Source organism: Geodermatophilus sp. DF01-2, assembly GCF_004571065.1.
Taxonomy (GTDB): domain Bacteria; phylum Actinomycetota; class Actinomycetes; order Mycobacteriales; family Geodermatophilaceae; genus Geodermatophilus.
In genome coordinates this window covers 43,928-52,980 of sequence record NZ_SPQN01000015.1, presented here as the reverse complement: position 1 = coordinate 52,980, position 9,053 = coordinate 43,928, and the positions used below count along the sequence as shown (strand labels likewise).

Sequence of the window (9,053 nt, the reverse complement as noted above, 5' to 3'; positions counted from 1 at the left end):
CCGAACTGCGGCCGGTCGGCCACCCGCCCGGTGTCCCGTCCGCCCTCGGAGCCCCGCTGCCGGACGCCGGTGTCGTCGAGGTCGTCGCCGCGCCGGCGCCGACCGCGGGTCGGCGACTCGACACCGGCCTCGCGCAGGATGTCGGCGAGCGGCCGGCCGCCGGTGTCCGGGTCGCGGCGGCCCTCCCCGCGGCTGCCGGACGGAGTGCTCATCGTTCGTCCTCCAACGAGTCCAGTCGCCGGAGGATGACGCCCTCCCGCAGCGCCCACGGGCAGATCCGGACGGACGGTACGTCCAGCACCCGCATCGCCGCCCGCGCCACGACGGCGCCGCCGGGGATCTGGTGGGCGCGGTCGGGCGAGACGCCCTGCAGCTCGGCCAGGGCCGAGGACTCGATCCGGGAGACGAAGCCGAGCAGCTGCCCCAGCCCGTCCAGGGTCAGGTGGCGCGGCGCCCGCAACCCCGCGGAGTACGGCGCCGCGCCGGTCAGCCGGGCCAGCGTGCGGAAGGTCTTGCTGGTCGCCGTCACCAGGTCCGGTGGCCCGCCGGCCAACAGCTTCTTCGCCGCGGGCTTGAGCAGGTCGGCGGCGTGCGCATCGAGGTCGGCGAGGGCCTGCAGGTCGGGGCGGCCCCCGGTGCGGGCCTCGGGCAGGTAGCGGCGGGTCATCCGGCCCGCGCCCAGGGGCAGGGACAGCGCGACGTCCGGATCCTCGTCGAGGCCGCTGGCCAGCTCCAGCGACCCGCCGCCGATGTCCAGGACGAGCAGCCGGCCGGCACTCCAGCCGAACCACCGGCGGACGGCGAGGAAGGTCAGCCGCGCCTCCTCCTCACCGCTGGTGACCTGCAGCTCCACGCCGGTCCGTTCCCGGATCCGCTCCAGCACCTCCAGGCCGTTGCGGGCCTCGCGGATGGCGGAGGTCACGAGGGCGAGCACCTCGTCGCAGCCCTGCTTCTCGGCCTGCTCGCACGCCTTGCGCACCGCTTTCAGCAGCGCCTTCTCCCCCTCCTTGGACAGGAGGTCGTCGCTGCCGACGTGCTCGGCCAGGCGCAGCAGCCAGCGGTCGTCGTGCTGTGGCGTCGGGTGGGCACCGCGGTGGGCGTCGACCACGAGCAGGTGCACGGTGTTCGATCCGACGTCCAGCACCCCGAGCCTCATGCAATCAGTCTGCCGGTCGACGTCGGGGCGGGCTTGCCCTGGTCAGCAGCCGGGACCCGCCGTCGTCAGTAGGTGGGGATCCCGTGGCGCAGGGCCTCGGTGGAGCCCTCCGGGCGGGTGCGGCAGAGGTCGCGCAGGAGGAGGGCCGCGGGACGGCGTGGCTCGGTGAGCACCGTCCCCCCACGCTCCTCCTACCCTGGGCCGGTGCACGACGTCCCGCCCGAGGTGCCGCTGGACTTCGCCCGGGAGTCGGTCGAGTTCCCCGACCCGGCCGATCCGGGCCACGTCGTCCGGGCCGACCTCACCTGGCTCGCCTCCGCCTGGACCTGCGTGTTCGGCCGCGGCTGCGCCGGCGTCGTCGAGGGCCGACCGGACGACGGCTGCTGCAGCCACGGCGCCTTCTTCACCGACGAGGACGACCTGGCCCGCGTGACCGCCGCCGTCGCCGACCTTTCCGACGAGGACTGGCAGCTCGCGCCCGTGGGACGCGGCGCATGGACGGAGGAGGACGCGGCCGACGACGAGGGCGGCGGTGTGCGGTCGCTGCGCACCCGGCTCGTCGACGGCGCCTGCGTCTTCCTCAACCGGCCCGGCTTTCCCGGCGGCACCGGCTGCGCGTTGCACCGCATGGCGCTGCGCGAGGACCTGCACCCGCTGCTGACCAAGCCCGACGTCTGCTGGCAGCTGCCGGTGCGCCGTGAGCAGGAGGAGGTCGAGCGCCCCGACGGCACGAAGGTCCTGGTGACGAGCATCGGCGAGTTCGACCGGCGCGGCTGGGGCCCGGGCGGCCACGACCTGCACTGGTGGTGCACCGGTTCGCCGGCGGCACACGTCTCCGCCGAGCCGCTGATCCTCACCTACGCCGCGGAGCTCACCGCGCTGCTGGGTCCGGCGGCCTACGCGGAGCTGCGGCGGCTGACCGAGGCCCGGCTCGACCGCGGCCTCGTCGCCCCGCATCCGGCCAGTCCGGCCCCCGTGCCGGTCGCGCTGCAGCGCCGGCGGCCCGGCCCGTTTCCCTCCTCCGGGGCGCACGAGCACTGACCGGCCACCTCCCCGCCACTACCCTTCCTCCGGACGGACGGACGAGCGGACGGCGGGGACAGTGATCGAGGGGCACGCGAGAGCGGGCTCTCCCCCGGCCGGGGAGCGGACCGGGACCGAGGGCGTACGGCCGGACAACGCCTTCCTCGCGCTGGTCCGCATCCCGGTCTTCCGCCGACTGTGGGCGGCGATCACCGTCTCCAGCCTCGGCGACTGGCTGGGCCTGCTGGCCACCACGGCCATGGCCCAGCAGCTCACCCGGGACGAGTCCCTGGCGGTGCAGGGTGCAGCCATCTCCGGCGTCATCCTCACCCGCCTGCTCCCCGACCTGGTGCTCGGCCCGCTGGCCGGGGCGTTGGCCGACCGGCTGGACCGGCGGACGACGGTGGTCGTCGGCGAGCTGCTGGCGCTCTCGCTCTACCTCTCCATCGCGGTCACCTACGAGCTGACCTGGCTCTACGTCGCCCAGTTCCTCGTCGAGGCGGTCGGGTTGTTCACCAACCCGGCCAAGCAGGCGATGTGGGTGTCGATCGTGCCCCGCGACCGGCTCGCCGTGGCCAACCAGATTTCGCTGTTCTCCGTGTACGGCGCCGTCCCGGTCGCTGCCATGCTGTTCGCGCTGCTGTCGACGGTCAGCCGGCTGCTCGGGGAGGGCGGCGGCGGCGAGACCCGGACGGCGATCGTCGTGGCCCTCGTCTTCAACGCCGGCAGCTTCGGGCTCAGCGCCGCCACCGTGCTGCTGTCCCGCAGGCTCATCCCGGGCACCCCGCCGGACCACGACGGCGGACAGCGCAACGTGTTCTCGCTGGTGGTGGAAGGCGTGGCCTTCCTGCGCGGCCAGCCGTTCATGCGCGCTCTCTACGTCGGCGTCATCGGCGCGTTCGGCGCCGGTGGGCTCACCGTCGGTGTGGCCCAGCTGTACGTGGCCACGCTGCAGGCCGGAGCCGCCGGCTACTCGGTCGTCTTCGGGGTGGTCTTCACCGGCCTGGCCATCGGCATGCTGACCGGCCCGCGGATCCTGCCGACGGTCCCGCGGCGCAGCGTCTTCACGCACGCCATCGGGCTGGCCGGTATCGCGCTGTTGACCATGTCGGTGCTGCGGGACTTCGTGCTGGCCACCGCCGCGGCGTTCCTCGTGGGGCTGTTCGCCGGCGTCAGTTGGATCATCGGTTACACGCTGATCGGCTTCGAGGTCGAGGACCGGTTGCGCGGCCGCGTCTTCGCCTTCGTCATCTCCTCGGTGCGGATCGTCCTGCTGCTCGCAGTGGCCGTCGGCCCGGGCCTGGCCGGGCTGATCGGCTCCCACGACGTCCGCCTGGGCGACCTGGTGCTCACCGTCACCGGGCCCGGCCTGACGCTGCTGGTCGGCGGCGTGCTCGCCCTCCTGGTCAGCGCCTACGCGACCCGCCAGGTGGTGCCGGCCCGTTCCCACACCCGGGTCCGCGACGTGGCCCGGCTGCTGTGGGGTCGGTCGGACCTGTTCTCGGCCTCGTCCAGCGGCGTGGGGCTGTTCGTCGTCGTCGAGGGAGCCGACCGCGACCTCACCCGCCGCTACACCGAGGACCTCGCGCAGGTGCTGCGCGACCTCGGCTGCCCGGTCGAGGTGACCTCCGAGCCCAGTGACACCCAGTTGGGCCGGCAGGTGCGCGGCCTGCTGTTCCCGCCCGCGCCGGGGTCGGGCACCGGCTTTCCCGCGCCGGAGACGCCGACCGACGACCCGAACCGCCCGGTCGGCGCGCACACCGCCGCCCTGCTGGCCGCCGCCGACCGCGCCCAGCACGTCGCGACGGTGATCCGCCCGGCGCTCGAGCGGAACCGGGTGGTGGTCAACACCCACTACGTGGACACCTCGATCGCCTTCCACGGCGCCGGTCAGGGCCTCGACGCCGACCGCATCTTCCGGACGTCGCTGTGGGCCACCCGCGGGCTGCTGCCCGACCTGACCGTCGTCGTCGACTCCCCGGTCACCGCCGCCCCCGCCGACGCGGACGCCGAGGCGGTCCGCCGCGCCTTCCTCGCCCAGGCCGAGGCGGCGCCGGACCGCTACGTCGTCGTCCCCGGGGAGTTGCTCGACGCCGACGGCGGGGACGGGCTGGTCTCCCCCGTCGTCCGGCGGCGGCTGGCCAGCCTGGTGGCGACGCGCTACCCGACCGCCCCCGAGAGCGCCCCGTCGGACCCCGACCTCCCTGCCGACACGGCGACGCCCGGCGCGGGGTCCACCGCTGCCGCGGAACGGGCGGGCCGCTCCGTAGGCTGACCCGGTGACAGAGCAGGCGGACTGGACGGCCGAGGACACCGAGGACGTCGTGTGCTGCCTGTGCCGAGTGCCCGGCACGCTGGTGCACGACGTCGCCCCGTTCGGCGTGGTCCGCTGCCCGCAGTGCGAGCTGGTCTTCATCAGCCCGCGGCTGCGCCCCGAGGCGCTCCAGCGGCTCTACGACGACCCACGGTATTTCGAGGGCGGCGTCTACGGCTCGGCGGTCTCCTCCGCCGGCGGCGTCCACGGCTCCGGGGTCTCCTCGGACGAGAGCGCTCCGCCCGCCGAGGGCCGTCTCTCCCCCGCGATGCTGCTGCAACGCACCTGGACGGCCGGCCGCCTGCGGCTGATCGACCGGGAGCGGGGCGGCCCGCCGGTGGGTGGCCGGCTGCTCGAGGTCGGCGCCGGCTACGGCTTGTTCCTGGCCGCAGCGCGGAACGCCGGGTGGACGACGTCCGGTGTCGAGCTCTCCCGCACCGGTGCCGAGCACGCCCAGGACACCCTCGGCCTCGACGTGTTCTGCGGCCAGCTCGAGGAGGCGCCGCTGGACCCCGGCTTCGACGCCGTGTGCGCCTGGGACACCGTCGAGCACGTGCCGGACCCGTTGTCGTTCTGGCGGACCGTCCGCTCGCTGGTCGCCGACGACGGCGTCGTCCTCTTCTCCACGCCGTACATCTCCTCGCTGCCGGCGCGGCTGCTGGGGACCCGCTGGTGGACGCTCAAGCCGACCGAGCACATCTGGCACTTCAGTCCACGCACCCACGCGCTGCTCCTGGCGCGGGCCGGGCTCGCGCTGACCCGGGTGGTCCGCAGTCCGCTGGCCTCGGCCAACGCCGGCCGGCTCGACTCGCTGGTCTGCGTCGCCCGGCCGATCCCGGGAACGTAGGCGCCGGCCCCGTCCAGGGCACCGCCCCGAGCTCGCGAGGGGTGGGGAGGACGGGGTCCTTCAGGCCGCCCGGTCGCCGTCCCCCGTCGCCACCGCACGGCGGAAGGTCTGCCGGTAGGCCCGCGGCGACACCCCGCGACGGCGGGTGAACTGCTCGCGCAGCCCGGCGGCGGTGCCGAAGCCGACCAGCCGGGCGACCTCCTCCACGGAGGTGTCGCTGCCCTCCAGCAGCGTCTCGGCCGCGGCCAGCCGCTGGGCCAGCAGCCAGGCGTGCGGCGTCGTCCCGGTGGCGGCGCGGAACCGCCGGGCGAAGGTGCGCGGGCTCATCAGCGCCCGCCGGGCGAGGACGTCGACGGTGACCTCCTCGGCCAGATGCGCCACGGCCCACTCCAGGACGGCGCCGAGCCGGTCGTCCTCGCACCCCGCCACCGGGGCGTCGATGAACTGGGCCTGTCCGCCGTCGCGGTGCGGCGGGACCACCATCTCCCGCGCGAGCGCGTTGGCCGCGGCCGCGCCCCACTCGCGCCGGACCAGGTGCAGCAGCGCGTCGACGCCGGCGGCGGTGCCGGCCCCCGTGACGACCTGGCCGTTGTCGACGTAGAGGACCGCGGGTTCCACCCGGACGGCGGGGTGGCGGGCGGCCAGTTCGCCGGCGTACTTCCAGTGCGTGGTGGCCCGCTGGCCGTCGAGCAGCCCTGCGGCGGCGAGGACGAAGGCTCCCGTGCACTGGCTGACGATCAGCGCCCCGCGCGCGTGCGCGGCGCGGACGGCGTCGAGCAGCTGCGGGGACGGGACGCGGTCGCACACCTCCCAGGCGGTGATCGTGACGATGTCCGAGGCGGCCAGCCGCTCGAGCCCGTGCTCGACGGTCAGCGGGATCCCGGTGTCGGTGCGGACCACCCCGGGGTGCTCGGTGACCAGACCGAAGTCGAACCGGGGCAGGCCCATGGCGCGGCGGTCGTAGCCGAAGACCTCCACCGCGACGCCCAGCCCGAAGCTGCCCACCAGGCCGTCGGCGACGACGGCGCTCACCACGAGGGGACGGCCGATTCCCGTCATGCCGACATGATGGCAGGAACGCTGCGAAAGTGGTCGGTCCTGCCACTCGTCCGACCCGTTCCGCACGAGCACGCTCACCCCATGTTCCTGATCACCTGCCCCGTGACGAGGACCGACGAGCTGGTCGCCGACCGGCGCATCCGCTCGGCGGTCAACCACCCGGCCCACATCGCGCTGCACGTCGAGTGCCCCTGCGGTGCCGTGCACGTCTACCGCACCGGCCGCCGCCGGGAGGCGACCGTCGGCCGCCGTCCAGCCGTTCCGGTTCGCCCTGCGCCGGAGCCCGCCCGGGCCTAGGCTCGAACGCATGAGCGAACCGAACGAGCACACCGAGCGCACCACCGAGAAGGACCCGTCGGACTGGGTGACCGGCGACGAGCCGGCGACCGGCGCACAGAAGAGCTACCTCGACACGCTGGCCCGCGAGGCCGGCGAGGAGGTGCCCGACGACATCACCAAGGCCGACGCGTCGCGCAAGATCGACGAGCTGCAGGACGAGACCGGCCGCGGCCAGTGAGGAAGGACTCCTACCTGGCCGCGATGCCGTCGAGGAGTGGGCCCCGGAGGGGTCCGCGACGAGGCGGCGGTGGGGCTCAGCGCCAGCCGACCCGCTACCTGGCCGCGGTGGAGGCCGGTAGGCCGACCGGGTATCACGCCTCGAACTTGTAGCCGAGACCGCGCACGGTCACCAGGTACTTGGGGTTGGCCGGGTCCGGCTCGATCTTGGCCCGCAGCCGCTTGACGTGGACGTCGAGGGTCTTGGTGTCGCCCACGTAGTCCGAGCCCCACACGCGGTCGATGAGCTGGATCCGGGTGAGGACCCGGCCGGCGTTGCGCAGCAGCAGCTCGAGCAGGTCGAACTCCTTGAGCGGCAGCGGGACGGGCTCGCCGTCCACCGAGACGACGTGCCGCTCCACGTCCATGCGCACGGGGCCGGCTTCCAGAGCCGACTCCGCCGGCGCGTCGACGTCCCCACGGCGCCGCAGCACCGCTCGGATCCGGGCGACCAGCTCGCGGGCGGAGTAGGGCTTGGTCACGTAGTCGTCGGCGCCCAGTTCCAGGCCGACGACCTTGTCGACCTCGGCGTCCTTGGCGGTGAGCATGATGATCGGCACGCCGCTGCGGGAGCGCAGCGCGCGGCACACCTCGGTGCCGGGGAGCCCCGGCAGCATGAGGTCGAGCAGCACGATGTCGGCGCCGCCACGGTCGAACTCCGCCAGCGCCTCCGGCCCGGTCCCGGCGACGACGGGATCGAACCCCTCCTTCCGCAGCATGTAGGACAGCGCGTCGGAGAAGGACTCCTCGTCCTCCACGACCAGCACTCGGGTCATGACCGTCCCTTCGGGGCGTCAGCGGCGGCCTGGCCGCCGGCGAGATCGTGCTCGGCCGGCGCGGCGCCGGCGGGATTGGGGATGGTGGGTGCGGCGCCGCGGGCGGCCAGCGGGATCCGCAGCGTGAAGGTGGAGCCCAGGCCCTCCTCGCTCCACACGCTCACCGAGCCGCCGTGGTTGGTCGCCACGTGCTTGACGATGGCCAGCCCCAGGCCGGTGCCACCCGTGCGGCTGGCCCGTGACTGGTCCACCCGGTAGAAGCGCTCGAAGACCCGCGACCGGTCCTCGCGGGGGATGCCGATACCGCTGTCGGTCACGGTGATCTCGACGAAGCCGCCGCGGGCGCGCGCCCCGACGGCGATCCGCGTGTGCTCGGGGCTGTAGGCCACGGCGTTGGCGAGCAGGTTCGTCACGGCGGTCGCCAGCTGCGACTCCACGCCGCGCACGACCAACCCGCCCTCCCCACCGGAGACGATCGCGATCTGCTTGGCCGACGCGGCCAGCTTGGTCCGGTCGACCGCCTCGGCGACGACGGTGTCAACCTCGACGGGCATCAGCTCGGGCAGCGGCTCCCCACCCTGCAGCCGGGAGAGGTCGATGAGCTCGCGGACCAGGCGGGCGAGCCGGTCGGCCTCGTGGACCATGCGGGAGGCGAACCGGCGTACCGTCTCCGGGTCGTCGGCGGCGTCCTCGACGGCCTCGGCGAGCAGCGACAGCGCCCCGACCGGCGTCTTGAGCTCGTGACCCACGTTGGCGACGAAGTCACGGCGGACCGCCTCGACCCGGCGGGCCTCCGTCACGTCCTGCAGCACCAGCGCCACCGGGCCCGGCGCCGGGCCCGGTCCGCTCTCCAGCCGCACCCCGAGCACCCCGAGCACCCGGGGACCGCCGCCGACGATCGAGGCGGACAGGGAGACCTCGGCCCGCCGTCGCCCGCTGTCGTGGACCGTCCGGGCGAGTTCCAGCAGCTCGGGCACGAGCAGCCGGGTCTCCCGGACGATGCCCAGGGCGCGCGCGGCCGGGTTGGCGAGCAGGACGACGTCGTCCGGGTCGAGCAGGACGACGGCGGGGTCGATCAGGTCGAGCAGCCGCCGCGCCAGGACCGCCTCCGGCAGCGGCGTCGGGTCGGCCGGCGTCGCGCGTCCCCGATCGTCGCGCCGACGACGCAGCAGGAACGCGGCGACCGGGACCCCACCGGCGACGCCGACGACGAGGCCGATGACGAGGCCGACCACGAGGGCGACCGTCGAGCTCACGCGCCGATGCTAGGCCGCGCCGACCGGCGGACATCCCTCCTCCGGGTGGCGCCACCACCTCGTATCG

The 9,053-nt window shown here is 74.6% G+C and carries 9 protein-coding genes and 1 pseudogene; 5 read left to right on the top strand and 5 right to left on the bottom strand.

Features of this window, described 5'->3' with window-relative positions:
- Both E4P41_RS06950 and E4P41_RS06945 read right to left on the bottom strand, forming a co-directional pair.
- Positions 1-212 (bottom strand): annotated as a pseudogene (locus E4P41_RS06950) (hypothetical protein); the annotation flags it as partial.
- On the bottom strand, positions 209-1,156 hold the full coding sequence (locus E4P41_RS06945) for a Ppx/GppA phosphatase family protein (protein WP_135140176.1): 948 nt from the start codon (positions 1,154-1,156) through the stop codon (positions 209-211). The pseudogene E4P41_RS06950 and the gene E4P41_RS06945, both read right to left, overlap by 4 nt.
- Before the next feature lie 204 nt (positions 1,157-1,360).
- Between E4P41_RS06945 and E4P41_RS06940 the strand changes: the two genes are divergently transcribed.
- The 3 genes from E4P41_RS06940 (at position 1,361) to E4P41_RS06930 (ending at position 5,340) form a co-directional block, all read left to right on the top strand.
- Complete coding sequence (locus tag E4P41_RS06940) at positions 1,361-2,197, top strand: hypothetical protein (protein ID WP_135140175.1); 837 nt, start codon at positions 1,361-1,363, stop codon at positions 2,195-2,197.
- A gap of 61 nt (positions 2,198-2,258) precedes the next feature.
- On the top strand, positions 2,259-4,454 hold the full coding sequence (locus E4P41_RS06935; protein WP_135140174.1) for an MFS transporter: 2,196 nt from the start codon (positions 2,259-2,261) through the stop codon (positions 4,452-4,454).
- 4 nt (positions 4,455-4,458) lie between these two features.
- Complete coding sequence (locus tag E4P41_RS06930) at positions 4,459-5,340, top strand: class I SAM-dependent methyltransferase (protein WP_135140173.1); 882 nt, start codon at positions 4,459-4,461, stop codon at positions 5,338-5,340.
- Between the two features lie 60 nt (positions 5,341-5,400).
- On the opposite strand, the gene E4P41_RS06925 is transcribed toward E4P41_RS06930, so the two are convergent.
- Entirely contained in the window at positions 5,401-6,399 is a 999-nt protein-coding gene (locus E4P41_RS06925) for a helix-turn-helix domain-containing protein (protein WP_135140172.1), read from the bottom strand.
- An 81-nt stretch (positions 6,400-6,480) separates the two neighbouring features.
- Here E4P41_RS06925 and E4P41_RS06920 point away from each other — a divergent pair, with 81 nt between their 5' ends.
- Together E4P41_RS06920 and E4P41_RS06915 are read left to right on the top strand one after the other, a co-directional pair.
- A complete protein-coding gene (locus E4P41_RS06920) occupies positions 6,481-6,696 on the top strand; it encodes a hypothetical protein (protein WP_135140171.1) in 216 nt (71 codons plus the stop codon).
- A 10-nt stretch (positions 6,697-6,706) separates the two neighbouring features.
- Complete coding sequence (locus tag E4P41_RS06915; protein ID WP_135140170.1) at positions 6,707-6,916, top strand: DUF3072 domain-containing protein; 210 nt, start codon at positions 6,707-6,709, stop codon at positions 6,914-6,916.
- 133 nt (positions 6,917-7,049) lie between these two features.
- Here E4P41_RS06915 and E4P41_RS06910 read toward each other — a convergent pair whose 3' ends face one another.
- Both E4P41_RS06910 and E4P41_RS06905 read right to left on the bottom strand, forming a co-directional pair.
- A complete protein-coding gene (locus tag E4P41_RS06910) occupies positions 7,050-7,730 on the bottom strand; it encodes a response regulator transcription factor (protein WP_135140169.1) in 681 nt (226 codons plus the stop codon).
- Positions 7,727-8,986: an ATP-binding protein gene (locus tag E4P41_RS06905; protein WP_135140168.1), complete on the bottom strand. Its 1,260-nt coding sequence runs from the start codon at positions 8,984-8,986 to the stop codon at positions 7,727-7,729. Before E4P41_RS06905 ends, E4P41_RS06910 begins: the two co-directional genes overlap by 4 nt.
- Positions 8,987-9,053 lie beyond the last annotated feature (67 nt).

Excerpts from the sequence above, each read along its gene's own strand:
- E4P41_RS06915 (WP_135140170.1), top strand. The coding sequence starts at position 6,707 with ATGAGCGAACCGAACGAGCACACCGAGCGCACCACCGAGAAGGACCCG.
- E4P41_RS06925 (WP_135140172.1), bottom strand. The coding sequence starts at position 6,399 with ATGACGGGAATCGGCCGTCCCCTCGTGGTGAGCGCCGTCGTCGCCGAC.
- E4P41_RS06910 (WP_135140169.1), bottom strand. The coding sequence starts at position 7,730 with ATGACCCGAGTGCTGGTCGTGGAGGACGAGGAGTCCTTCTCCGACGCG.
- E4P41_RS06920 (WP_135140171.1), top strand. The coding sequence starts at position 6,481 with ATGTTCCTGATCACCTGCCCCGTGACGAGGACCGACGAGCTGGTCGCC.
- E4P41_RS06945 (WP_135140176.1), bottom strand. The coding sequence starts at position 1,156 with ATGAGGCTCGGGGTGCTGGACGTCGGATCGAACACCGTGCACCTGCTC.